The sequence below is a fragment of the Pseudomonas sp. BF-RE-25 genome, assembly GCF_019956105.1.
Classification (GTDB): domain Bacteria; phylum Pseudomonadota; class Gammaproteobacteria; order Pseudomonadales; family Pseudomonadaceae; genus Aquipseudomonas; species Aquipseudomonas migulae.
The window spans coordinates 51,722-75,395 of sequence record NZ_JAHBDB010000006.1 but is presented as its reverse complement, the minus strand read 5'-3'; the positions used below and the strand labels follow the sequence as shown (position 1 = coordinate 75,395).

Sequence of the window (23,674 nt, the reverse complement as noted above, 5' to 3'; positions counted from 1 at the left end):
TTCGATCCACTCAACCGCAAGGAGCTTCACCATGATTGCATCGCAAACACTGCCCCAGGCTCAACGTCAACGCTGCGAAGTCTGGACCCGGGTGATGGGTTATCACCGTCCGGTGTCGGCGTTCAATCCGGGCAAACAGTCGGAGCACCGCGAACGGGTGCACTTCACCGAAAGCGCGGCCGTGGCCGGGCGCCAATGAGTCGAATGCTGCGGGTCGGGGGCATGGTGCCCCTGACCACTATCGACTATCCGGGACAGCTCGCCTGCGTGCTGTTTTGCCAGGGGTGCGCCTGGCGTTGTCGTTACTGCCATAACCCGCAACTGATCCCGCCTCGTGGCACCGAGGAAGTGGATTGGCGGCGGGTTATGGCGTTTCTGCAACGTCGACAGGACCTGCTCGATGCGGTGGTGTTCAGCGGCGGTGAGCCGACCTTGCAGGACGCGTTGCCCGGCGCCATGGATGAAGTGCGCGCCATGGGATTTCGCATCGGTCTGCACAGCGCCGGCATCAAACCGGCCGCGTTCGCCAAGGCGCTGGCCGGGGCCGACTGGGTGGGCTTCGACGTCAAGGCATTGCCCGAGGATTGCCAGGCCATCACCCGCGTCGAGGGCAGCGGAACAGCCAACTGGCGCAGCCTCGAGCATCTGCTGGCCAGCGATGTCGACTACGAATGCCGCACCACCGTGCATTGGCATCTCGTCGAACCGGCACGTCTGTTGACCCTCGCGCAGCGATTGAGCGCGCTGGGCGTCAAGCGCTTCGCCGTGCAACTGGTGCGCACCGAGCGAATGTTCGATCCGCTGCTGCCGAGCGTTTCGGCACAGGCCTTGCTACCCGATCTTTGGGAAGCGATGCGCGAGTTGTTTCCAGCGTTCGTGTTACGGGGGTAACCGAACCCGAGGAACAACGTTCAACAGTGACATCCACCATGAATTTCAAATGCGCTGCCAATCAGGCAGGTATCAAACTGGGAGCATTTGATATGGCTAAATTAACCACGGCTCAACGGATCGTCATCGGCTTTGCAATCGCGCCGCTGGCGCTGATGGGCATGGCGTTTTACGCGTTGCACGATCTGGCAACGCTCAAGGAACAGGCGGTGGTCATCGTCAAACAGGACTGGCCGAAGATCGAACCGATCATGGTCATTGCCACGGGCGTGCGCGATAACGCCAGGAACACCCGGGACTTGCTGATCAACAAGGACAATCAGCAAGTGCAGCAGTCGATCGACGCCACCAAGAAACGCATCACCCAGGCGCTCGAAACCCTTGAGCCGCTGTTCTATCTGCCAGAGGGCAAAGCCGCTTACCTGGCCTTGAAAAAGAACCGCGAAGCCTACGTTGCCGCGTTCACCCAGGTGCAGGTCTTGATTCGACAAGGGGCTTCCGACGATGCCATGGCCCAGCTGAAGCAGAAAGTCGTACCGGCCGAAGCCGAGGTGTATCGCAGCCTGGATGAGTTGATGGCGCTGCAAGGGAAAATCTTCATCGACCGTGAACAGTCGGCGCAGGCACTGTACAGCGATGCCCGGCGCAACATGCTCGGGTTGTTCCTGTTCTGCCTGGCGCTGGTGATTGCCGCTGCGATAGTCGTCACGCGCAGTGTGACCCGGCCATTGGGTGGCGAGCCGGATGATGCCGCACGGTTCTTGAGTGAAATCGCCGAGGGCGACCTGACGATTCAGGTGCCGGTGGGTGCAAGTGCCGACGGCAGTGTGATGATGAACATGCATCAGATGCAGCAAAGCCTGAATGCCATGGTCAAGCACATCGCTTCTTCGGTTGACCGGGTAGCCAGCTCTTCCGAAGAACTGAGTGCCGTCAGCAGCCAGACTGCCAGCAACCTGCAATTGCAGGGGCTGGAGATCGAGCAGGCCGCTGCTGCGGTGAATCAGATGACGGCTGCGGTGGATGAAGTGGCGCGCAACGCGGTCAGTACTTCCGAGGCCTCCAAACAGTCCGAGCAAACCGCGCAGCGCGGCCGCGAACAGGTTCAGGAAACCGTGGTTGCCATTGGCGAACTGGCCGATGGCGTCACCGATACCTCGCAACGCATCGAGCAACTGGCGGGCCGGGTGCAGGACATCAGCAAAGTCCTGGACGTGATTCGCAGCATCGCCGAGCAGACCAATCTGCTGGCCCTCAACGCGGCAATTGAAGCCGCACGGGCCGGGGATGCCGGGCGCGGCTTTGCCGTGGTCGCCGATGAAGTGCGCGCGCTGGCGCATCGCACGCAGGAGTCCACCCAGGAAATCGAGCAGATGATCGGCAACATTCGCCAGGATACCGGCCATGCGGTGACGGCCATGCAAAGCAGCAGTCATCTGGTGCGAGCCACCCTGGAAGTGGCGCAGCGCTCAGGTGATGCACTGGATCAGATCACCCGGTCCATCTCGCAGATCAATGAGCGCAACCTGATGATTGCCAGTGCCACGGAGGAGCAGGCGTTGGTGGCGCGTGAGGTGGATCGCAATCTGGTGGGGATTCGCACCTTGTCCGAGCAAGTCTTGCTGGGTGCGCAGCACACCGACACCGCTGGCCATGAACTGGCGCAGATGGCCGGGGCGCTGCATCAGACCGTGGCGCGATTCAAGGTCTAGACCACCCGGGCGGGTGGTTGTGGAGGTGGGCGCTCAGGACCAGCCCCAGAACTGCAACCACCAGCCAAACCCGATCAAACCATTGGCCAACAGCAGGCAGGCGCTGCCCGACATGCGCCGCGCCAGAGAGCGGTTTTCGCGGCTCAGTCGCTTCCATCCCAGCAGCAAACTCCAGCCTATCGCAGCTACCAACAGGCTGGCCCTGACCGGTTGCACCCATTCCAGCAGCAAACCTTCGTAGCGCAGCAGTTTCACGGTGGTTGCCGACAACCCGAGAAACAGTCCCGCACCACCCAGGGGCGTGAGTGTGAGCGCCAGGGGCCAATACAGTGCACGATCACCCGCCAGTCGAGCGGTCAGGCGCAAGAGAACCATTAACACGGTGCCGAGCAGCACCGAACTCAAACTCAGGTAAGTGACGATGCTGAACCCGTCGAGCCAACTGAAGCTGTCGTTGAGCTGCGGGTAATGGGTGAGCAGCCACCAGGGCACGTTGTCTTGCAAGGCCCAGAACTGGTCGTGTTCAACCAGCCATTGGGCGAGCGTTTGTTTGAGGGCGACGAACCAGGGACTGACCGTCCACTGGAATGCGCCCATTGCCAGGCCGATCACACCGAACAGCAGCAAGCGAGCATCCCACGGGGATAGCGTCTGCGACGTCGCGTGAAGAATCTCTTGATTGCCCGACCGGGCGATCAACTGGACGGCACCGCGTTGCCCGCTGCAGCGCCCACAGGCATGGCAATCACTGGCGCCTTGCAGGCGTCGGATATCGAGCAACGGAGCGCAGTTGGGGGGCGGCAGGCGTGGCGGGGCGTTTTCTATCCAGCGTTGTTCATTGACCTGAAAATGCACCGGCGCAAGGCGGGCGAGCAGTGCAAACACGCCGCTGACCGGGCACAGGTAACGGCACCAGACCCGCTTGCCTCGGGCGAACAACAACCCGACGACCACCGCAGCGACTGTCGAACCACCCAGAATCAGCAGCGCCGCCTGAGCGTAGTCATAGACGCTGATCAACTGGCCATAGAGGGTCGTCAGGCAGAACGCCAGGGTCGGCCAGCCGCCCCAGCGCAACCAGCGCGGCACGCCCATGCCTTTACCGTAATGGCTGGCCCATTCGCTGAGCGAGCCTTCCGGACACAGCACGCCACACCAGAGCCGACCGAACATCACGATCGACAGCAACACGAACGGCCACCAGATCCCCCAAAACAGAAACTGCGCGAGCAAGGTCAGGTTGTCGAGCATCCGGGCCTGGCTGTCCGGCAGCGGCAGCAGCGGCGGGATCACCAACAGCACTGCGTAAAACACCACAACCAGCCACTGCGCGGCACGAATGAACCGAGCATGGCGACGCATCCCGTCGCCCAGTCGCTGGAGCCATCGATTGTGCCAACTCAGTTCAGGCATGGGACTTTTTCCATCGCCCGTTGCCGTAGCCATCCGCCGACGACCAGCCAGTAACCGATCCATACCAGCAAGGTCAGGCCGCTGGGGGTTGCCCGATAACCGGCAAAACCGGCGAGGAAACCACCCAGTCCATGGCTGTCGTTCAGCAAGGCGCTGCTGTCCCAGAACGCGTCGCCAATGACGCCGTAAACCTGCTCCGGCAGATCGAGGGCGAGCAGTTGGCCGCCGATTCGCTCGGTGCCACTGACCAGCAATGCGGCCCCGAGCATGAGCAGGATGACTTCGCTGATGGCAAAGAATCGTTGCCACGAAATGAACCGGCGACTGCTGTGCAGCAGGATGATGGTCAACGCCGACAGCACCAGTCCCATGGCGCCGCCGATGGCAAACAAACCGAGCTGCGGGCCTCGCAGTTGAGCACCGGCGCCATAGAGAAACACGACCGTTTCACTGCCTTCACGACTGACCGCGAGCATCGCCAGCAGCAACAACCCCATGCCGCCTTGCCGGGCCAGATGGCTGTCGGCGTGGCGCTGCAAATCCTGTTTGAGGGAGCGTCCGTGACGGTGCATCCAGCCCACCATTTGCACGATCAACAGGCTGGCGACCAGGGCGAGTGCGGCCTGGAACCATTCACTGGCCGACCCGCTCATGGCCTCGCCGGCAAACAGAATCAGCACGGCCAGCAGACCCGAGAGCAGCAACCCCAGCCCCACGCCGACCCACAAGTATTTGACCAGTCGATGGCCCTGGTACTGCTGGCTGGCCCAGGCCTGGAGAATGCCGATCACCAGCAACGCCTCGACGCTTTCGCGCCAGACGATGAACATTGATTGATTCATGAAAACTCCGTGCGCTGACAGGTTATTTCGCGAGGATGCCGCCCTCGGGCAATTGCGGATTGAACTCGTCGAAAAACGGGTAGTGACCGGGCCTGAGCGGGTGAATGACGACAAAGGTGGTCACGCCCGGTGACATGACTTTTTCAACCCGCAGCGGTGTGCTCTCGAATTCGGCCGGCCCCTGACCGTTGTTTTTCAGGACGATCTTGAATCGCTGCCCGGCCGGGACCTCCAGCAAGGCCGGCGTGAAGTGACCATCGCGCAGGATCAGTTCGTAGCTCGGCAACTCGGCATGGGCGGTCAACGGCGCAAGGGCTCCAGCCACCAGCAGGCAGGCAACCTGCAGGCGTTTCATTCAATAGCCACCTTTTTTGCCAATGCCGGCGTAGACGAATTCGTAGTGCAGTTCGCAGCGTTCGAACCAGGGCGCGACACCGGTTTCCTTGTCGGTGTGGCGACCGAGAGAGGCATGACCACCGGGTGGCAGGATGGTGAAGGTGAGTTGATATTTGCCCGGCCCCATCAGCTTCACATTGTCGCCGTAGTGCGGACCGTCGTTGGCGACCATGGCGTGGAAATCGCCTTTGAGTTCCGGGTCGTTGCCTTGCTTTTTCAGATTGAAAGAGACGTTGAGATAGGGCACGAAGCTGCCTTCCTGAAAGCCCTGGTGATTATCCGCAGTGGCGCGGATGTCGGCCTCCAGATGCACATCCGAATCCGCAGTGGCGCGCATCATGCCCGCAGGTTCCATCTCGATCGGTTGCAGATAAACCGCCCCGACTTCCAGCCCCGGACACAGCTGTGGTTCGCCGATCGGGTATTCCTTGGCCTGAGCCAGCGGTACGAACAAGAGCAAAGCGAGTGTGAGAGAGGTACGCATGATTTCTTCCTGGGCACTGACGAGTAGGAACCCGAGTCTAGGAAGGTTTGCTGCGAACAATAATGATTGCTATCAAGTTTTAAGTAATTAAACCGACGGCTCGTCGCGCCGGCGAAATCGCTGGGCGCGCTCGACGCTGTGGGTCATCTGTGCCGCCGCATGGACGGTCAAGGGATGCTGGGTAAATCCGGCTCTGGGGGAAATGTAGCCGGCCATTTCCCGGGCAACGGCGAGCTGACGTTCCGAACCTTCCGCCAGCAGCGCGATGACCAGGTTTTCCAGGGCAATGACGCGGACACGCAAGTGAACCAGTTCGGCGTTTGTCAGCGCAGGTGGGGCGATAAACGCATCGCTATCAATGGATGTTGCGGCGTCTTGATCGTCCCATGTCGACAGCGGTGGACGGTCGGGTGTCTCTGTGTTCGGGTGAGGATTTTTATTGATCATGAGCGACGCCTCCAAGTCTGTTCGGCCGTTATCAGCTTAGCCTCAGGATCATGATCGGGGGAGGGCAGTTACTCGATGTCGATAGCTTGATATCCATCAAGGATGGCTGCGCGCGATGGTTGTAGCTTGGCAAGCACGCCTCTCAATGACCGGAGATCGGCATGGCCAAGAATTTCCCCGACAACCCCAAACACCCCGAGCGGATTTGCTGGGGGTGCGACCGGTATTGTCCGGCCAAGTCGTTGGCGTGCGGCAATGGCTCCGAGCGTACGATGCATCCGGCCGAGCTGTTTGGCGAAGACTGGAACGTGCCCGGCGACTGGGGTATCGAGCCCCTCATCGTCACAACCAAGGCGGCGGATGACGATATCTGACGCAGGTCCAACCTGGTCATACCGCAGCATTGCGTTCCATGCCCGCAACCATCTGTCATGAAATGAAAAGCCTGTGTCGTCTGATGAGAAGCGGCTCACCAGACTGCGTCCTACAGTCCAATCAGCGCAAATCGACGCTGTACAGACTGGAGAATAAGAAAAAATGGCCAACGCCGTACGCTTCTACGAAACCGGTGGTCCCGAAGTCCTCCGTTATGAGGAGGTCGAGGTCGGCGATCCCGGTCCAGGCCAGGTTCGTCTTCGTCATGTGGCGGTGGGCCTTAATTATGCCGACACCTATTTTCGCAATGGCACTTACCCGATTCCGATGCCCAACGGCATGGGGGTTGAAGCGTCCGGTGTGGTCCAGGCCGTTGGCGAAGGGGTGACCAACGTCCAGGTGGGGGACCGCGTCACTTATACCGGTTTCCTCAACACCCTTGGCGCCTACAGCACCGAACGGCTGATCGCGGCCGCGCCGTTGATCAAGCTGCCGGAAACCATCAGTTTCGAGACCGCTGCGGCCATGACCATGCGCGGCCTGACGTCTTCGTACCTGATGCGCCGCATCTACGACTTCAAGGAAGGCGACAGCATTCTGCTGCACGCCGCCGCCGGTGGCGTTGGCCTGATCGTCTCGCAGTGGGCCAAATTGCTTGGCTTGAACGTGATCGGCACGGTTTCGACCGAGGAAAAGGCACAAATCGCCCGGGCTCACGGTTGCGACCATACTATCAATTACAGCCATGAAGACGTCGCCGCCCGCGTTCGCGAATTGACCGATGGCGTCGGCGTCAACGTGGTGTTCGACAGCGTCGGCAAGAACACCTTCGCCGGCTCCCTGGATTCGCTCAAGCGTCGTGGCCTGATGGTGTGCGTCGGCACGGCATCCGGTCCGATCCCTGCGTTCGACCCGGTGATGCTGGCGATGAAAGGCTCGTTGTTCCTGACCCGTCCGGCCCTGGCTGACTACATCGCCGACCCTGCGGAGAAAGCTGCGCTGGCCGGTGAGTTGTTCGACCACGTCGGCAGCGGCCGGATCAAGATCGAGATCAACCAGCACTACGCCTTGCAGGATGCGGTGCAGGCTCATCGCGACCTTGAGTCGCGCAAGACCACCGGTTCGTCGATTTTCGTCATTTAAGGAGCGGCCAGCCATGAAAGTCGAACAATTGACCTGCAACATCGGCGCCGAACTGATCGGCGTGAACCTCGCCGACGCGGTGCATGACGACGGTCTGTTTGCCGAGATTCGTGCCCAGTTGCTCAAGCACCGGGTGGTGTTCCTGCGTGATCAGAACATCACTCGCGACGAGCACGTGGCCTTCGCTCGCCGCTTTGGTGAGTTGGAAGACCATCCGGTGGCCGGCAGCGATCCGGATCATCCGGGGCTGGTGCGCATCTACAAGAACCCGGACCAGCCGATGGACCGCTATGAAAACGCCTGGCACGCCGACGCCACCTGGCGCGAGGCGCCGCCAATGGGGTGCGTGTTGCGCTGCGTGGAATGCCCGCCGGTCGGCGGCGACACCATGTGGGCCAACATGGTCGAGGCCTATGCGCGTTTGCCGGAAGACGTGAAGATGAAAATCGCCGACCTGCGTGCCCGTCACAGCATCGAAGCGAGTTTCGGTGCGGCGATGCCGATCGAAAAACGCCTGGCGCTCAAGGCGATGTACCCGGATGCCGAACACCCGGTGGTGCGCACCCACCCGGAAACCGGCGAGAAGGTGCTGTTCGTCAACGCCTTCACCACCCACATCAGCAACTACCACACCTCTGAGCGGGTGCGCTTCGGCCAGGACGCCAACCCCGGCGCCAGCGAATTGCTGCGCTACCTGATCAGCCAGGCGTACATCCCCGAGTATCAGGTGCGCTGGCGCTGGAAGCCCAACAGCATCGCCATCTGGGACAACCGCAGTACCCAGCACTACGCCGTCATGGATTACCCGCCGTGCCATCGCAAGATGGAGCGCGCCGGGATCATCGGCGACAAGACCTACTGATCGACCCTTTCTGCATACGCACTCGTAAACACGTCTGCCCGGCACGATCCCGGGTGGGCGGGACAATCATAAAAAGTGGAGTAAATCATGCAATTCTTCGACGATTCCCTGCACCCGGAAAACATGGAAAAAGTGGTCATCACCGTGGCCCCGTACGGCCCGGAATGGATGCCTGAAGATTTCCCGGAAGACATCCCGCTGACCATGGACGAGCAAGTCCAGAAAGCGGTCGATTGCTATGAAGCCGGCGCCACCGTGCTGCACCTGCATGTGCGTGAACTGGACGGCAAGGGCTCCAAGCGCCTGTCGAAGTTCAACGAGCTGATCGCCGGCGTGCGCGAAGCCGTGCCGGACATGATCATCCAGGTCGGTGGTTCGATTTCCTTCGCCCCGGAAAGTGATGGCGAAGCCGCCAAGTGGCTGTCCGACGATACCCGCCACATGCTGGCCGAGCTGACGCCAAAACCGGATCAGGTCACGGTGGCGATCAACACCACCCAGATGAACATCATGGAGCTGCTGTATCCGCAATACCTGGAAGGTACCTCACTGGCTAACCCGTTGATCCAGGCTGCCTACAGCGAAATGACCGTACCGGCCGGCCCGGCCTGGGTTGCCGAGCATCTCAAGCGCCTGATGGACAACGACATCCAGCCGCACTTCCAGTTGACCGGCATGCATGCCCTGGAAACCCTCGAGCGTTTGGTGCGCAAGGGCATCTACAAGGGCCCGCTGAACCTGACCTGGATCGGCATCGGTGGCGGTTTCGACGGCCCGAACCCGTTCAACTTCTTCAATTTCATCCACCGCGCGCCGAACGGCTGCACCCTGACCTCCGAGTCGCTGCTCAAGAACGTCATGCCGTTCAACACCATGTCGATGGCCATGGGCATGCACCCGCGCGTGGGCAATGAAGACACTATCATTGATCACAAGGGTGATCGCTTCGGCTCGGTGGCGCAGATCCAGCAAACCGTGCGCATTGCCCATGAACTGGGTCGCGAAATCGCCACGGGCAAAGAAGCCCGCGAGATTTATCGCATCGGTGTGAAGTACGACAGCATCGAGCAGACCCTGCTGGCCAACGGTATGGCCCCCAACCGCAAGGCTGGGCAAAAGGGTGTGCCGCAACGCGGCTGACCGGCGGTCCGGACGAGGGGCCGCAACCTCTCGTCCACCGCACTGCAACACGCTTGATAACAACAATAAATAAAAGCATTGAGGAGGCTGCATGGCCTTTCACCCAATCGCCGCTGACGATGACGACGCAGGTTGCGTCGGCGTTTCTCGCCAATATGCCTGGATCGTTTTTGCATTGACGTTCGGCCTGTTGATTTCCGATTACATGTCGCGTCAGGTGCTGAACGCGGTGTTCCCGCTGCTCAAGAGCGAGTGGGCCCTGAGCGACGGCCAGCTCGGGTTGCTCAGCGGCATCGTTGCCTTGATGGTCGGCCTGCTGACATTCCCGCTGTCGTTGATGGCTGACCGCTTTGGACGAGTCAAGAGCCTGGCGCTGATGGCGCTGCTGTGGAGCCTGGCCACGCTGGGCTGCGCATTGGCGCAGGATTACCAGCAAATGTTCATTGCCCGGTTCATGGTCGGCGTCGGTGAAGCGGCTTATGGCAGCGTCGGTATCGCCGTGGTGATTTCGGTGTTTCCGAAACACATGCGCGCCACCCTGGCCAGCGCGTTCATGGCGGGCGGCATGTTCGGCTCGGTGTTGGGCATGGCGTTGGGCGGTGCCATCGCGGCCAAGCTGGGCTGGCGCTGGTCGTTCGCCGGCATGGCGTTGTTTGGCCTGGTGCTGGCGATGCTTTATCCGATCATCGTCAAGGAAACGCGCATCGCTCCGCAACGGGTCGCCAAGGCTGTCGCGGGGGCCAAGCGTCCGCTGCGTACGCTGTGGTCCAGTCGTTCGGTGGTAGCGACCTACGTCGCCAGCGGCTTGCAGTTGTTCGTCGGCGGCACGGTGATGGTGTGGATTCCCAGCTACCTCAATCGCTACTACGACATGCCGACGGACAAAGCCGGCGCCATGGCGGCGATCATCGTGCTGTGCAGCGGTGCGGGGATGATTGTGTGCGGCATGCTCAGCGATCGGCTGTGTCGCAACTCGCCGGAACGCAAGGTCAGCCTGGCCATCGCCTTTTGCCTGGGCAGTTGCCTGCTGCTGTCGGCGGCGTTCGCAATGACGGCAGGGCCTATGCAACTGGCACTGATTTGCCTGGGCATGCTGATTGCCACCGGTACCACCGGCCCGGCTGGCGCGATGGTCGCCAACCTGACCCATTACTCGGTCCATGGCACGGCCTTCGCCACGCTGACATTGGCCAACAACATGCTGGGACTGGCGCCAGGGCCGTTCATCACAGGAAGGGTGTCGGACCTCATCGGCCTGCATGCCGCTTTCCAACTGGTGCCATTGGTCAGCCTCGCGGCAGCGGCCGTGTTCTTTTATGCCAAGTGTCATTACCACAAAGATATTGCCCGCCTTCAGGGTCAGCGCGTGCCTGACCCCGTCAGCCAGGCCGGGTTAGAGGTGAAGTTGTGAGTCGTCGTCTACAGATTGATGTGTTTTTCGATTTTATCTGCCCTTGGTGCCTGATCGGCAAACGCCAACTGGAGCATGCGCAGGTACAGTTTCGCAGTCGCCATCCGGATGTGCAGATCAGCACGCAGTGGCATGGCGTGCAGTTGCTGCCGCAGTTGCCGTTGGAAGGTGAGCCTTTCGTCGATTTCTACCGCAAGCGTCTGGGCAATGCCGATGCCATGACCATGCGCCAGGCCCAGGTACAAAAAGCTGCCGCGGCGGTTGGACTGACCATCGACCTCGGCCAGATCGAGACGATGCCCAATACCGCAGACGCCCATCGTCTGTTCGAGCGGGTCAGCGCGCTGGGCAACGCTGCCCAGAGTGAAATGTTGCTTGAGCGGCTGTTTGCCGCTTATTTCCGCAAACGCGAAAACCTTGGTTGCCGCGAGACCTTGCTCGCCATTGCCCGCTCCTGCGGCATTGATGCGCAGGTTTTGGCTGACTGCCTGACGGGCGACGCCACGCCATTTGCCGGATCACCCGAGGCGAGCAGTGGCGTACCGGGCTTTCAGTTCGATCGCCGCATGACGGTGGTGGGCGCGCAACCTGCAGCGGTGTTGCTCGGGGCCATGAGCCAGGCACTGAAAGAAAGTGATTACGAGCGGCAACCTGCATGACCCGGCGTATCCCCGTGCCTGCCGGCAAACACCCGCAGGCGGGCGGTCGTGCACTGTTCGAATTCGATGACAAAAGCCTGGCGCTGTTCAACGTCGAAGGTGACTTGTTCGCCATCGACGACAGTTGCCCGCACCAGGGCGCCTCGCTGTGTGGCGGGCGTCTTGAGGGGCGAGTGATTCAGTGTTGCGCCCATGGTCTGCGCTTCGATCTGCGCAGCGGTTACCTGCTCAATTCCACCGCAGTCAAAGTCGCCAACTACCCGGTCGAGATCATCGACGGTCAGGCATTCATCGTCATTGTTCCCGAGGAGGCCGCGCCATGAACGCCATCGCTCTCACCCGTATCCACAGCCGAACGCGCGAACTGGCGCCGGGTTTTGTTGTCAGTCTGATCGTGGCGGCGGCCGCGTCCTTTTTGTCCGAGCACTACGGTGCGCCGGTGATGCTGTTTGCCTTGCTATTGGGCATGGCCCTGAATTTTCTGGCCGGCGACGGTGCCTGCAAGGCCGGCATCGAGTTCACGGCGCGCACTGTGTTGCGCATCGGCGTGGCGCTGCTGGGTATGCGCATCACTCTCGAACAGATGGCTGCGCTGGGCTGGAAGCCAGTGGCGCTGGTGGTGATTCTGGTGGTGGTGACCATCGGCGTTTCAGTGATCGCTGCCAAGGCGCTGGGCTTTCAGCGTTTGTTCGGCATGCTCACCGGAGGGGCCACGGCAATTTGTGGTGCATCGGCCGCGTTGGCGCTGGCGGCAGCGCTGCCCAATCATCCGCAGAAAGAACGCGCGACCTTGTTCACGGTGATTGGGGTGTCGGCGCTGTCGACTCTGGCAATGATCGTGTACCCGATGATTGCCAACTGGCTGCAACTGTCGCCGCAAGTGGCCGGGGTGTTCTTGGGAGCGACCATCCACGACGTGGCCCAGGTGGTCGGCGCCGGTTACAGCATGTCGACCGAGACTGGCGATACGGCCACGGTGGTCAAGCTGATGCGGGTCGCGATGCTGCTGCCGGTGATCGTCACCGCCGCGATGATCACCCGCATGCAGGGCGCCGATCCGACCGGCAAGCGACCGCCGTTGCTGCCGTGGTTCGCCGTCGGTTTCCTGTTGCTGGCGTGCATCAACAGCACCGGCTGGGTGGCCCCGGTGGTGCAGGGCTCGATCAATGAGCTGTCGCGCTGGTGCCTGGTGGTGTCCATCAGTGCCCTGGGCATGAAGACCCAGCTCAAGGAACTGGCGGCGGTGGGTATCAAGCCGATTCTGTTGATGGTGGGGGAGACGGTGTTCCTCGTCGTGCTGGTGCTGTTGTTGCTGCACTGGGGGCTTTGACACCCGACGCATAACGCTTTTTGACAGAGGGCTGCACCGCGGTTGACTCCTCACTGTGGTGGTGTCCTCGACCGGTGTCGACAACACCGGTTTTTTTCGGCGACTGTGCCAGCAGTCGCCTTTTTTTTTGCCCGGGGTGAGCTCGCTGGGGAAGGACCAGAGGCCAGGCTTCCCGCGTTATCGTTGACCTCCGTCGGTGACTTTGCCGACGTTGATCCATGCCGTGTCAAAGCTTGTGGGAGATTGTTGTTTGAGTACATATCCGTTTTTTCGGATGCGGCGGCTATTGGTTTCGCCCTTACGGCGAGTCACTTTGGAAAAGCCCCAAAGTAACCAAAGGGCTCTTGCCCCTTTCGTTCGGTGCCTCGCTAATGCTCGGCATGCCCTCGCTCCGGTCCTGCTCCGTGGGCCCGCCGCCATCGGCCATCCATGGCCGGGGGCGGCTAACCCGGCATCCATGCCGGGTTGCCCACTGCGCAGAACCTGCGCTCGGCCTCTCGAGGGGGCGACCACCGCCACAGCCGCCGAGGCGGCCTGAAAGCCGACCTGGCTCATTTGCGTACGCGTTCTCCTTCTCTGCTGCGCTCACCCATTCCTGACATGTACACCGATTCCCTGTAGGAGCCGGCTTGCTGGCGATGGCATCCGTCCAGTCAATAAATGTGTCGACTGACACACCGCTATCGCCAGCAAGCCGGCTCCTACAGTTGATCGTATTTATCCAAACACATATGCATTTCCCTTGTAGGAGCCGGCTTGCCGGCGATGGACGTCAACGATAACGCGGGCTGTCTGAATGAACGCGTTGCCCAGACGCTTTTCGCCGGCAAGCCGGCTCCTACAGGGAATCCCATACGCTTTTGATTTCCACCACTCATCAGGCCGAGCGTTAGCTCGCCTTCAGCTTTTGATCTTGAGGTACACGCCCCCTCGAGAGGCCGAGTGGAGGTTCTGCGCAGTGGGCAACCCGGCATGGATGCCGGGTTAGCCGCCCCCGGCCATGGATGGCCGATGGCGGCGGGCCCACGGAGCAGGACCGGAGCGAGGGCATGCCGAGCATTAGCGAGGCACCGAACGAAAGGGGCAAGAGCCCTTGGTTACTTGGGGCTCTTCCAAGTGACTCGCCGTAAGGGCGAAACCCATAGCGGCCGTTACCGCAGCAATGGATATGTACACCATCAAAACCCATATCGCCTGACGCAAAGCCATCGCGAGCAGGCTCACTCCTACAACAGGCGCGATATCAGTAGGGTTTGGGTGGGGCCGCGTCCGCCGGGGCTTTTGCCGAACCCTGCTTTTGCACCCGCCACGTCGCCGGTGGCATGCCGAACTGGCTGATGAACCACCGTGTAAACGAACTCGCCATCGAGTAGCCAAGCATGTCGGCAATGCGCCCGAGCGTGTAATTCGGGTTGTCCAGATAACGCAGCACCAGGTCGCGGCGCACATCGTTGATCACATCGTTGAACGCACAACCATCATCCTTCAGGCGACGTTGCAGGGTGCGAACGTTCATGCCCTGGCTCTGCGCGACTTGCTCGATGGTAGCGCGGCCCATGGGCAGCAGCAGGTAGATGGCCTTGCGCACTTCGAACAGCATCGAAGTGCCTTGGTGGCTTTGCAGCGAATCGAGGTAGCTCTGGGCGTAGCGGGCCATGGCCGGGTCGGCATTGGCGTTGGTCATGTCCAGGCTGGCACCTGCGCAGACGATGCCGTTGAACTCACTGCCGAACTCCAGGGTGCAGCCGAACAGGCGACGGTGCAGTTGAAGGTTGTCGGGGGGCTGGTGGGTGAAATTGACGCTGTAGGGATGCCAGTGAGAGCCGAGCAGGGCGGCGCACAGGCGGAACATCACGCCGATGGCAAGCTCGGTGGCCTGTCGACTGGGCATCGGCGAGTCGGTGACCACCTCTTCGCGAATGATCACCATCTTGCCGGCCTCTTCAATGAAGATGGCCAGCGAATCATTCATCAAGTGCCGGTAATGCACCACCACCTGCAAGGCATCGCGCAGCGTGCGCTGATGGCTGAGCAGCAGGCTGACCACGCCGAAGTCCGAGAGCTGGCGCGACTCGGCCATGCTCAGGCCGAAGTTCTGGCAGCCGCTGGCGGCGGCTGAATCCTCCAGCAGACGCACGGCGGCATCGATGGGAATGCGATGTTCAGGGGCTTGCAGCAGGGCTTTGCTCAAGCCGACGCCGGCCAGTACATCGCGCGGGTTGAACCCCAGGTACTGAGTAACCTCCAGGTAGTTGGTCAAGACGGCGGCGCGAACAAGCTTGGGCATGCGAAGGTCTTTCCTGGGCCGGTTGCGATTCAGATGAGCGTGGCGACTATATCCAGCACATCAGCGATTGAACAGTTGCGATGTTGTCGAGGGCGCTCGCCAGTTTCTGTCCGCAATCACCTCCATTGTCGTGGAGCTATCCACGCTCACCCATTGATTACAGTGAGCTGCAGAGAACCTGTGGGGATTTTCGACCAGTGGTCGGCGCGCGCCAATACCTGGAAATTTGTCATGAAAAGAAAAGTGCCTGACGTCCAATGAAAAGCGCCTGGGGTGGGCGCTCTTTAATGTCAGTCCTACAAAAAGCCGCTGGCGAAAGAGCCAGTCGAGTCCTCGAGAAAGCGAAGGTGTTGAAGTGGACAAACTGCAAACTGCCGCAACCGTTCTGATCGTACCGGGTCTACGCGAGCACGTTGCCGAACATTGGCAAACGTTGCTTGAAGCCAGGCTGAGCAAAGTGCGCAGTGTGCCGCCGCTTGAAACCGACAAGCTCGACTGCAGCAAGCGGGTCGAAGCGATCCAGCACGCGCTGGAGCAGATCGACGGGCCGGTGATTCTGGTCGCCCACAGTGCCGGCGTGTTGATGGTCGCCCATTGGGCCGCGCGACACAGTCGGCCGATCAAGGGCGCATTGCTGGCCGCTCCACCGGACCTTGATGCGCAATGGCCGTCAGGCTACCCAGCGCCTGAAACCCTGCGTACCCAAGGTTGGAACCCTCTACCCAATGGCCCGCTGCCATTCCGCAGTCTGGTGGCCGCCAGCACCAACGATCACCTCGCCAGCCTGGAAGCTGTCACGCACATGGCCGAAGGCTGGGGCAGCGAACTGCTCAATCTGGGTGACGTCGGTCATCTCAATCCTGCTGCCGGGTACGGGCACTGGCCGCAAGCCGAAGCCCTGATCCTGGAACTGGATCGCTAGTTCAGGCGCCGGTTGGCTCGCGCCATCCGGCATTTGCCCTCACTCCTGAAAAACGCAAACCCCTGGAACAAGAGGGTGCGCGAGGGCGGCTGCGCTTAAAACAAATACAAAAAGGCGGAGACAACGCAATGCACAACAATAAGAGTCACGGGTTCACCGCTTCACGCTACACCTTGCTGGCCTCAGCCATTCTCGCGGCAACGGTGCCGATGGCCCATGCGGCAGAGATCGAGACAGGTAACCCGGACTGGACCGTTCGCCTGGATAACACCATCAAGTACAACTATGGCGTGCGCACCGAAAGCGCGGACAAACGTATGTTGGGCACGCCCAACAACAACGACGGCGACTACAACTTCCGCAAGGCCGGGACCAACATTACCAACCGCGTCGACCTGTTGACCGAGATGGACGTGGTGTACCAGAACCACATGGGCTTTCGCGTCAGCGCCGCCAGTTGGTACGACAAGGCCTACGAGAACACCGGTTCCAATTCCAACCCGTTCGTCAACGGCAACGGTTCAACTTCGGGCCTGGTCGCCAACGACCCGCGCCTGGCCGGGGTCACCAATGACAACGTCGGCAACGGCAGCCCGCACCTGAGCAACTATGCCCAGCGTTACTACACCGGTCCGTCCGGTGAAATCCTCGACGCCTTTGTGTTCTACAGCACCGAAGTGGGCGAGGAGTCGATGCTGAGCTTCAAGGCTGGCCAGCACAACGTGTTCTGGGGCGAGACCATTCTCAACCCGGTGCATTCGATCAGCTACGGCCAGTCCGGCCTGGACCTGGCCAAGCTGGCCGCGTCGCCGGGCACCGAAGCCAAGGAGCTGTTCGTTCCGCGCAATCAGCTGTCGATGTCCTTCACGATCAATCCCGAACTGACCGTGGCCGCCCAGTACTTTCTCGACTGGGACGCCGCACGCCTGCCGGAAGCCGGCACCTACTACGGCGGCTCCGACCTGGTCGGTTTCGGCGCGCAGTCGTTCCTGCTGGGTAACACTAATGCTGTTGTGCCTGGCAGCCCTCTGGGTTGCGGCCTGGCGCCGTGCAACGGCTTGACCAACGTGCGTCGCGGGCATGACCTGACGCCGGACAAGCGCGGCGACTGGGGCCTCATGGCCAAGTGGTCGCCAGCCTGGCTGGACGGCACCCTCGGCGTTTACTACCGCGAAACCTCGGAAATCCTCCCGCAAGCCTGGCTGGATGCCCGAGGTCTGACCTCGGCCAACCCGAACGGAACCCCCCCGGCCGGCCAGGTGCCTGCGGTGATCAATACGCTCAACTCGCTGAGCACTGCCACCTATCAAATGGCCTATGCCGACAACATCAAGATCGTTGGCCTGAGCCTGTCCAAGGATGTGGGCGGGGTGAGCGTGGGCTCGGACCTGAACATTCGTCACAACATGCCGCTGGCGAGTATTCCGGCGGTTGTCAGCACTAACAGTCCACTGGGTCTGGGCGCCGGCCTCGGCCTGTTGCCAGCGCGCACGCCCGGCACCGGTGTGATCTATGACACCCCGCAGAAGGGCGACAGCATGGCCGCCACCGGCGACACCCTGCACTGGACGGTCAATGGTCTGATGACCATGCCGAAAACCCCGGTATTTGATTCGGCGACCCTGCTCGCCGAGTTGTACTACAGCAACCTGCTCAAGCTCGATAGCAAGAACGAGGCGCTCTACAAAGGCAAGGGCACCTACCACGGCATCGACCAGCCAACCCGGGACAACTGGGGCATCGCGGTCAACTTCACACCAACCTGGTACCAGGTGTTTCCCGGTGTCGACCTCAACGCGCCGATGTCCATCAACGTCGGTCTCGATGGCGTTTCACCGGTCTCCGGTGGCGGTGCCAAAGACACCGGTAACTACGCCATCGGTCTCGGGGCCGTTGTGTACAACAAATACTTTGTCGACCTGAAGTACGTGGACTCTTTCGGCAAGACCGACAAGTGCAATGTCAGCGGTGTGAGTACCGGCCCGACCGGAGGTGACGGCGCGGCGCCGAACGCCTTTAGCGGTAACGAAAACTACGCCTGTTACGCCGGTGGCTACTCGGCCTTTTCCGGTGGTGGTGCAACGACTGAGGACCGTGGCGCCGTTTACCTGACGATGAAAACCACTTTTTGATTCAACACTGATTTGCTCAATGCAAGCAGGAGAATAACAAGATGAAATTCGCAAAAACCGTGTTGGCCGCTTCGCTGGCCATGGTCCTGGCCGCTCAGGCACAGGCCGCTGTTTCAACCCAGGACGCTGCCAAGTTGGGCAGCAGCCTGACCCTGGTGGGCGCCGAAAAGGCCGGGAACGCTGATGGTTCCATCCCCGCCTACGACGGTGGCCTGACCACGCCGCCGGCCAGTTTCAAATCCGGTGACAGCATGCGCCCGGATCCGTATGCCAGCGAAAAACCGTTGCTGGTCATCGACGGCAAAAACGTCGATCAGTACAAGGGCATGCTCAGTGCTACCACGGTGGAACTGGCTAAGCGTTTCCCGACTTACCGTGTCGATGTATACCCGACCCACCGCACCGTTTCGCTGCCAAAAGCCATCCTCGATAACGGCGTGAAGAATGCCAGCGGCGCCAAGTCCCTCGAAGGCGGTCTGGCCATCGATAACGTGCTGCCGGGGGTGCCGTTCCCGATCCCGCAATCGGGCAGCGAAGCGATGTGGAACTTCCTGCTGCGCTATCAAGGCGTGAGCATCAACTCCAAGTACGACTCCTGGAACGTTGACTCCGCCGGCGTGCCAAGCCTGGCCACCACCGGGCAGGCGTTCATCTCCTACCCGATCTACGAAAACCTGGCGCAGCCGATCAGCAGCGCCGACGTGTACTACCAGATGAAGCTGTCGTACACCGGCCCTGCACGACGGGCCGGTGAAGCGGTGATGCTCAAGGACGCCGCCAACCCGCTGCAGCAACCGCGCCGCGCCTGGCAGTACCTGCCGGGTCAGCGTCGGGTCAAACTGGCACCGAACCTGGCCTACGACACGCCTAACCCAGGCACCGCCGGCGCGGGCACCTACGACGATGTTTTCGTGTTCAACGGCGCGCTGGACCGTTACGACTGGAAGCTGGTGGGCAAGCAGGAAATGATTGTGCCCTACAACACCTACAAGCTGACCTACGCCCAGGATCCGAAGTCGCTGACCACCGCCAATCACCTGGCACCGGACTTCGTGCGCTGGGAAAAACATCGCGTCTGGGTGGTGGAGGGCAACCTCAAGGCCGGCTCCCGCCACATTTATCAGAAGCGCCGCTTCTACCTTGATGAAGACAGCTGGACCGCTCTGGCCTCGGATCAATACGACGCTCGTGGTCAGTTGTACCGTGGCTCCTTCGCCTTCCTCAGCCAGAGCTACGACAAGCAAGTCCCGGATTCCACGCCCTTCATGATTTACGACCTGGTCGGCGGCTCCTACAACATCAACGGCGTGGTCGGGCCTTATGGCGGCATCAAGTACATCGATCCGCTTTCCAAGGCCCAATGGTCGTCGGAATCCCTGGCCGGCAGCGGCATTCGCTAAGCCAACCGCAAAAAAGCGCTCGCACGATCCACTGTAGGAGCGTGCTCGCTCGCGAAGGACCTGAGGGCGACATGGGTTTCCAGAAAACCCGCGTCATCGTTGACGTCCATCGCGAGCAGGCTCGCTCCTACAACGGCGTTACCTGTCCGGCCCACGGCTCACGAGGCGGTGGAGCCGGGTGGGCGCCAGGTTTTCCGAAGAGGATGCGGTATGTGTTCGTATAAGAATTATTTGCAGGTGGCGTTTGGCGTTGTGCTCGGCCTGTTGCAGGGCGTCACCCTCGCGGCTGATTACGTCGATGTGCTGGACCTGCCCGCCAGAGTCAGTGCCTTGGCCATCAACAGTCCGTTGTCCGGCATGGCTCGCGCCGGTGAGCGCGTGATCGCCGTCGGTCAGCGTGGCCATATTCTGTTTTCCGATGATGCCGGCAAGCACTGGCAGCAGGCAGCGGTGCCGGTCAGTGCCGATCTCACGGCGGTGAATTTTCCGACCACCACCCAAGGTTGGGCGGTGGGCAACGACGGTGTGGTGCTGCACAGCAGCGACGCCGGCGCAACCTGGCAAAAGCAGCTCGACGGCCGCCAGATCGGCGCCTTGCTGGTCAAGCATTACACGGCGTTGGCCAGTGCCGAACCGGGCAATGAACAATGGCCGTTGCTGGTTGCCGAAGGCCAGCGGTTGATCGAGCAGGGCGCAGACAAACCGCTGCTCGACGCTTGGTTTGCCAACGATAAAGTCGGCTATGTGGTCGGCGTGTTCAACCTGATCCTGCGCACCGAGGACGGTGGCCAGAGCTGGACGCCATTTCAGGATCGCACAGACAACCCGCAAGGTTTCCACCTCAACGCCATCGCTTCCACCGGCGACGCGTTGTACATCGCCGGCGAACAAGGCCTGTTGCTCAAATGGGATGACAACTCCCAGCGCTTCAGCGCCGTGCCGACGCCGTATCAAGGCAGCTTTTTCGGCGTGCTCGGCAAGCCTGGCGAAGCGCTCGTCTATGGCCTGCGCGGCAACGTCCTGCGCAGCACCGATGGCGGCCAAAACTGGACGGCACTCGACACCGGCCTGCACGTCAGCATCACCGCTGGCCTGATCGATGCCCGTGGCGATTACCGCCTGTTCACCCTGGGTGGGCAGATGCTGGTCAGCCAGGGCACGGGCGCGCAATTGCACCTGCTGCGCCAACCGGTGCCGACCCCGGTCGCCGGTGTTACCCAGTCCGCCGCTGGTGCGTTGGTGGTCGCGGGCAGCCGTGGCGCCCAGACGCTAGCCCTCGAACCCTAAGAGCGAGAACCCAGACATGGGCAATATCAAACAAGACGCCATGCCGGTAATCCGCGACCTGCGGGATTTCGACCAGCACTCCGGCAACCTCCTCGAACGGTGGGTGTTCAACTATCGGCCGCTGTTCATGCTGCTGATGGCGCTGGCCACTGTGGTGCTGGGCTTCATGGCCGTGACACGCCTGGAGCTGCGCCCAAGCTTCGAAAAAATGATTCCGCAGAGCCAGCCGTACATCCAGAATTTCCTGGAAAACCGCCAGTCGCTGCGTGGCTTGGGCAACTCGGTGCGCGTGGTGGTCGAGAACACCCAGGGCGATATTTTCGACCCCGCTTACCTCGACGTACTCAAGCAGGTCAACGATCAGCTGTTCCTCACCGAAGGCGTCGACCGAGCGTGGATGAAATCCCTGTGGAGCCCGGCGGTGCGCTGGACCGAAGTCACCGAGGATGGTTTCCAGGGTGGCCCGGTGATGCCCGATACCTATTCCGGCCAGCCTGAACAAATCGAACAACTGCGCCAGAACATCTCCCGCGCCGGTCTGGTCGGCAGCCTGGTGGCCAGCGACTTCAAGTCGAGCATGCTGATCGTGCCGCTGCTGGACAAAGCCGCCGCCGGTGGTCAGCCCATCAACTATCACGCGTTCTCGCAGATGCTCGAAGAGCAGTTGCGCGACAAGATCGAATTCGCCGGCGACAGCGCGGCGCGCAAATCCGGGGAAGAGGGCAAGGGCCAATACAAGGTTCGGGTAATCGGCTTCGCCAAACTGATGGGCGACCTGATCGATGGCCTGATTCAGGTGATGATGTTTTTCGGCCTGGCGGTCATCACTTCGCTGGCGATCATCTATGCCTACACCCGTTGCGTGCGCAGCACGTTGCTGGTGGTCGGCTGCTCGCTGATTGCGGTGGTCTGGCAACTGGGTATCGTCGCCTGGCTCGGTTATGCCATCGACCCGTACTCGGTGCTGGTGCCGTTTTTGATCTTCGCTATTGGTGTGTCCCACGCCGCACAGAAGATGAACGGCATCATGCAGGACATCGCCCGTGGCACTCACAAACTGATCGCCGCGCGCTATACCTTCCGCCGCTTGTTCATTGCCGGCGTCACCGCGTTGCTGGCCGACGCCGTGGGTTTCGCGGTGCTGATGCTGATCGACATTCCGGTGATCCAGGACCTGGCGATCACCGCCAGCATCGGCGTCGCCGTGCTGATCTTCACCTCGCTGTTGCTGATGCCGGTGGCGCTGTCCTATGTCGGTGTTGGTGCCAAGGCTGCCGAGCGCGCGTTGAAAATCGACACTCGAGCCGAACACCACAAGGGCTTCGGCAAACTCTGGGACCTGCTCGACCGCTTCACCACCGCCAAGTGGGCGACCGGCGCAGTATTGGTCGCCATGTTGATGGGCATCGGCGGCTTCATGGTCAGCCTCAACCTGAAGATCGGCGATCTCGAAAGCGGTGCGCCGGAGCTGCGTGCCGACTCGCGCTACAACCGCGACAACGCCTACATCACCCAGCATTACGCGCTGTCCAGCGATCTGTTCGCGGTGATGATCAAGACCGTGCCGGAAGGCTGTCTGAACTACAAGACGCTGGTCCTTGCCGATCGTTTGGCCTGGGAGCTGCAACAGTATCCAGGCGTACAGGCGACGACCTCGCTGGTCAACGCCGTGCGGCAGATCACTGCCGGCACCTATGAAGGCAACCCCAAGCTCAACAGCATCCAGCGCAACCAGGACGTGCTCAACTACGCCGCGCAGCAGGCCTCGGTCAACTCGCCTGAGCTGTTCAACAACAACTGCTCGCTGATGCCGGTGATCACGTTCCTCAAGGATCACAAGGCTGAAACGCTGGACGCGGTGGTGGCGATTGCCGACAAGTTCGCCAAAGAAAACAGCACCGAAGATCGTCAGTTCCTGTTGGCGGCCGGCAGCGCTGGCATCGAAGCGGCGACCAACATCGTTGTGCGCGAAGCCAATCGCACCATGTTGCTTTACGTCTACGCGGCGGTGACGCTGTTTTGCCTGATCACCTTCCGCAGCTGGCGCGCCACGCTGGTGGCGCTGTTGCCGCTGGTACTGACCTCGATCCTTTGCGAAGCGCTGATGGTCGCCATGGGGATCGGCGTAAAGGTTGCGACCTTACCGGTGATCGCCCTTGGCGTGGGCATCGGTGTTGACTACGCCTTGTACCTGCTCAGCGTGCAATTGCACTTCCAGCGCCAGGGCTTGCCGCTGTCCCAGGCCTACCGCAATGCGGTGTCCTTCACCGGCCGGGTGGTCGGGCTGGTGGGCATCACCCTGGCGGCTGGCGTGGTGTGTTGGGTCTGGTCGCCGATCAAGTTCCAGGCCGACATGGGCATCCTGCTGACCTTCATGTTCCTGTGGAACATGCTGGGTGCACTGGTGCTGATTCCTGCCCTGTCTTATTTCCTGTTGCGCGAACGGGCGCTGGCGCCCGGTCCTGTTGCGCAAGCCGACAACACCGAAATCTCTCAACGTCCGGGCGTGCCTCATGCCCTGACCACTTCCGAGTAAGCCAA

The 23,674-nt window shown here is 61.2% G+C and carries 22 protein-coding genes; 16 read left to right on the top strand and 6 right to left on the bottom strand.

What is annotated here, in order from left to right; all coding sequences use genetic code 11:
• Positions 1-31: 31 nt before the first annotated feature.
• From nrdD to KGB24_RS03420, 3 genes are all read left to right on the top strand, one after another.
• The gene (gene nrdD / locus KGB24_RS29205) at positions 32-199 is read left to right on the top strand and encodes an anaerobic ribonucleoside-triphosphate reductase (protein ID WP_008032934.1); all 168 of its coding nucleotides are present in this window, start codon (positions 32-34) and stop codon (positions 197-199) included.
• Entirely contained in the window at positions 196-891 is a 696-nt protein-coding gene (locus tag KGB24_RS03425) for an anaerobic ribonucleoside-triphosphate reductase activating protein (RefSeq protein WP_008043833.1), read from the top strand. Before nrdD ends, KGB24_RS03425 begins: the two co-directional genes overlap by 4 nt.
• Positions 892-983: 92 nt before the next feature.
• Positions 984-2,603, top strand: coding sequence for a methyl-accepting chemotaxis protein (locus KGB24_RS03420; RefSeq protein WP_008032931.1), 1,620 nt, complete (start codon positions 984-986; stop codon positions 2,601-2,603).
• Between the two features lie 33 nt (positions 2,604-2,636).
• On the opposite strand, the gene KGB24_RS03415 is transcribed toward KGB24_RS03420, so the two are convergent.
• The 5 genes from KGB24_RS03415 to KGB24_RS03395 all read right to left on the bottom strand — a co-directional run bounded on the left by KGB24_RS03415 (position 2,637) and on the right by KGB24_RS03395 (position 6,185).
• A complete protein-coding gene (locus tag KGB24_RS03415; protein ID WP_223413839.1) occupies positions 2,637-4,016 on the bottom strand; it encodes a 4Fe-4S binding protein in 1,380 nt (459 codons plus the stop codon).
• The gene (locus tag KGB24_RS03410) at positions 4,004-4,858 is read right to left on the bottom strand and encodes an FTR1 family protein (RefSeq protein ID WP_223413840.1); all 855 of its coding nucleotides are present in this window, start codon (positions 4,856-4,858) and stop codon (positions 4,004-4,006) included. The genes KGB24_RS03415 and KGB24_RS03410 overlap by 13 nt, the downstream gene beginning before the upstream one ends.
• A gap of 22 nt (positions 4,859-4,880) precedes the next feature.
• Positions 4,881-5,213, bottom strand: coding sequence for a cupredoxin domain-containing protein (locus KGB24_RS03405; protein ID WP_008032923.1), 333 nt, complete (start codon positions 5,211-5,213; stop codon positions 4,881-4,883).
• Positions 5,214-5,738, bottom strand: a complete 525-nt coding sequence (locus KGB24_RS03400) for an iron transporter (protein ID WP_192226488.1) — start codon at positions 5,736-5,738, stop codon at positions 5,214-5,216.
• Between the two features lie 87 nt (positions 5,739-5,825).
• Positions 5,826-6,185, bottom strand: coding sequence for a hypothetical protein (locus KGB24_RS03395; protein WP_008032918.1), 360 nt, complete (start codon positions 6,183-6,185; stop codon positions 5,826-5,828).
• 161 nt (positions 6,186-6,346) lie between these two features.
• Here KGB24_RS03395 and KGB24_RS03390 point away from each other — a divergent pair, with 161 nt between their 5' ends.
• The 8 genes from KGB24_RS03390 to KGB24_RS03355 all read left to right on the top strand — a co-directional run bounded on the left by KGB24_RS03390 (position 6,347) and on the right by KGB24_RS03355 (position 13,105).
• A complete protein-coding gene (locus tag KGB24_RS03390) occupies positions 6,347-6,559 on the top strand; it encodes a DUF3079 domain-containing protein (RefSeq protein WP_008032916.1) in 213 nt (70 codons plus the stop codon).
• Positions 6,560-6,722: 163 nt separating this feature from the next.
• The gene (locus KGB24_RS03385) at positions 6,723-7,703 is read left to right on the top strand and encodes a quinone oxidoreductase family protein (protein WP_008032914.1); all 981 of its coding nucleotides are present in this window, start codon (positions 6,723-6,725) and stop codon (positions 7,701-7,703) included.
• A 13-nt stretch (positions 7,704-7,716) separates the two neighbouring features.
• Positions 7,717-8,565 carry a TauD/TfdA dioxygenase family protein gene (locus KGB24_RS03380; RefSeq protein ID WP_223413841.1) on the top strand — a complete coding sequence of 283 codons (849 nt, stop codon included), beginning with the start codon at positions 7,717-7,719 and terminating at the stop codon, positions 8,563-8,565.
• Between the two features lie 87 nt (positions 8,566-8,652).
• On the top strand, positions 8,653-9,705 hold the full coding sequence (locus tag KGB24_RS03375; protein ID WP_008032909.1) for a 3-keto-5-aminohexanoate cleavage protein: 1,053 nt from the start codon (positions 8,653-8,655) through the stop codon (positions 9,703-9,705).
• A 91-nt stretch (positions 9,706-9,796) separates the two neighbouring features.
• Positions 9,797-11,116 (top strand): MFS transporter, encoded by a 1,320-nt coding sequence (locus KGB24_RS03370; protein WP_223413842.1) that lies wholly within the window; start codon positions 9,797-9,799, stop codon positions 11,114-11,116.
• Complete coding sequence (locus KGB24_RS03365; protein WP_008032907.1) at positions 11,113-11,775, top strand: DsbA family oxidoreductase; 663 nt, start codon at positions 11,113-11,115, stop codon at positions 11,773-11,775. The genes KGB24_RS03370 and KGB24_RS03365 overlap by 4 nt, the downstream gene beginning before the upstream one ends.
• Complete coding sequence (locus tag KGB24_RS03360) at positions 11,772-12,098, top strand: Rieske (2Fe-2S) protein (RefSeq protein ID WP_192418261.1); 327 nt, start codon at positions 11,772-11,774, stop codon at positions 12,096-12,098. Before KGB24_RS03365 ends, KGB24_RS03360 begins: the two co-directional genes overlap by 4 nt.
• Positions 12,095-13,105 (top strand): YeiH family protein, encoded by a 1,011-nt coding sequence (locus KGB24_RS03355; protein ID WP_008043853.1) that lies wholly within the window; start codon positions 12,095-12,097, stop codon positions 13,103-13,105. Before KGB24_RS03360 ends, KGB24_RS03355 begins: the two co-directional genes overlap by 4 nt.
• 1,243 nt (positions 13,106-14,348) lie before the next feature.
• Here the strand turns inward: KGB24_RS03355 and KGB24_RS03350 are convergent.
• A complete protein-coding gene (locus KGB24_RS03350) occupies positions 14,349-15,392 on the bottom strand; it encodes an AraC family transcriptional regulator (RefSeq protein ID WP_223413843.1) in 1,044 nt (347 codons plus the stop codon).
• Between the two features lie 355 nt (positions 15,393-15,747).
• On the opposite strand from KGB24_RS03350, the gene KGB24_RS03345 reads away from it, so the two are divergent.
• The 5 genes from KGB24_RS03345 to KGB24_RS03325 all read left to right on the top strand — a co-directional run bounded on the left by KGB24_RS03345 (position 15,748) and on the right by KGB24_RS03325 (position 23,669).
• Positions 15,748-16,314: an RBBP9/YdeN family alpha/beta hydrolase gene (locus KGB24_RS03345; RefSeq protein WP_008032807.1), complete on the top strand. Its 567-nt coding sequence runs from the start codon at positions 15,748-15,750 to the stop codon at positions 16,312-16,314.
• Positions 16,315-16,442: 128 nt separating this feature from the next.
• Positions 16,443-18,446: a DUF1302 domain-containing protein gene (locus KGB24_RS03340; RefSeq protein ID WP_223413844.1), complete on the top strand. Its 2,004-nt coding sequence runs from the start codon at positions 16,443-16,445 to the stop codon at positions 18,444-18,446.
• 41 nt (positions 18,447-18,487) lie between these two features.
• The gene (locus tag KGB24_RS03335; protein ID WP_008032811.1) at positions 18,488-19,846 is read left to right on the top strand and encodes a DUF1329 domain-containing protein; all 1,359 of its coding nucleotides are present in this window, start codon (positions 18,488-18,490) and stop codon (positions 19,844-19,846) included.
• A gap of 210 nt (positions 19,847-20,056) precedes the next feature.
• A complete protein-coding gene (locus KGB24_RS03330) occupies positions 20,057-21,133 on the top strand; it encodes a WD40/YVTN/BNR-like repeat-containing protein (protein ID WP_223413845.1) in 1,077 nt (358 codons plus the stop codon).
• Between the two features lie 16 nt (positions 21,134-21,149).
• Complete coding sequence (locus KGB24_RS03325) at positions 21,150-23,669, top strand: efflux RND transporter permease subunit (RefSeq protein WP_223413846.1); 2,520 nt, start codon at positions 21,150-21,152, stop codon at positions 23,667-23,669.
• Positions 23,670-23,674 lie beyond the last annotated feature (5 nt).

What these genes read in the sequence shown, in the direction of transcription:
- KGB24_RS03350 (WP_223413843.1), bottom strand. Translation starts at nt 15,392, where the DNA reads ATGCCCAAGCTTGTTCGCGCCGCCGTCTTGACCAACTACCTGGAGGTT.
- KGB24_RS03340 (WP_223413844.1), top strand. Translation starts at nt 16,443, where the DNA reads ATGCACAACAATAAGAGTCACGGGTTCACCGCTTCACGCTACACCTTG.
- nrdD (WP_008032934.1), top strand. Translation starts at nt 32, where the DNA reads ATGATTGCATCGCAAACACTGCCCCAGGCTCAACGTCAACGCTGCGAA.
- KGB24_RS03395 (WP_008032918.1), bottom strand. Translation starts at nt 6,185, where the DNA reads ATGATCAATAAAAATCCTCACCCGAACACAGAGACACCCGACCGTCCA.
- KGB24_RS03325 (WP_223413846.1), top strand. Translation starts at nt 21,150, where the DNA reads ATGGGCAATATCAAACAAGACGCCATGCCGGTAATCCGCGACCTGCGG.
- KGB24_RS03390 (WP_008032916.1), top strand. Translation starts at nt 6,347, where the DNA reads ATGGCCAAGAATTTCCCCGACAACCCCAAACACCCCGAGCGGATTTGC.
- KGB24_RS03370 (WP_223413842.1), top strand. Translation starts at nt 9,797, where the DNA reads ATGGCCTTTCACCCAATCGCCGCTGACGATGACGACGCAGGTTGCGTC.
- KGB24_RS03420 (WP_008032931.1), top strand. Translation starts at nt 984, where the DNA reads ATGGCTAAATTAACCACGGCTCAACGGATCGTCATCGGCTTTGCAATC.
- KGB24_RS03330 (WP_223413845.1), top strand. Translation starts at nt 20,057, where the DNA reads ATGTGTTCGTATAAGAATTATTTGCAGGTGGCGTTTGGCGTTGTGCTC.
- KGB24_RS03385 (WP_008032914.1), top strand. Translation starts at nt 6,723, where the DNA reads ATGGCCAACGCCGTACGCTTCTACGAAACCGGTGGTCCCGAAGTCCTC.
- KGB24_RS03380 (WP_223413841.1), top strand. Translation starts at nt 7,717, where the DNA reads ATGAAAGTCGAACAATTGACCTGCAACATCGGCGCCGAACTGATCGGC.
- KGB24_RS03355 (WP_008043853.1), top strand. Translation starts at nt 12,095, where the DNA reads ATGAACGCCATCGCTCTCACCCGTATCCACAGCCGAACGCGCGAACTG.
- KGB24_RS03375 (WP_008032909.1), top strand. Translation starts at nt 8,653, where the DNA reads ATGCAATTCTTCGACGATTCCCTGCACCCGGAAAACATGGAAAAAGTG.
- KGB24_RS03425 (WP_008043833.1), top strand. Translation starts at nt 196, where the DNA reads ATGAGTCGAATGCTGCGGGTCGGGGGCATGGTGCCCCTGACCACTATC.
- KGB24_RS03360 (WP_192418261.1), top strand. Translation starts at nt 11,772, where the DNA reads ATGACCCGGCGTATCCCCGTGCCTGCCGGCAAACACCCGCAGGCGGGC.
- KGB24_RS03400 (WP_192226488.1), bottom strand. Translation starts at nt 5,738, where the DNA reads ATGCGTACCTCTCTCACACTCGCTTTGCTCTTGTTCGTACCGCTGGCT.
- KGB24_RS03415 (WP_223413839.1), bottom strand. Translation starts at nt 4,016, where the DNA reads ATGCCTGAACTGAGTTGGCACAATCGATGGCTCCAGCGACTGGGCGAC.
- KGB24_RS03410 (WP_223413840.1), bottom strand. Translation starts at nt 4,858, where the DNA reads ATGAATCAATCAATGTTCATCGTCTGGCGCGAAAGCGTCGAGGCGTTG.
- KGB24_RS03335 (WP_008032811.1), top strand. Translation starts at nt 18,488, where the DNA reads ATGAAATTCGCAAAAACCGTGTTGGCCGCTTCGCTGGCCATGGTCCTG.
- KGB24_RS03405 (WP_008032923.1), bottom strand. Translation starts at nt 5,213, where the DNA reads ATGAAACGCCTGCAGGTTGCCTGCCTGCTGGTGGCTGGAGCCCTTGCG.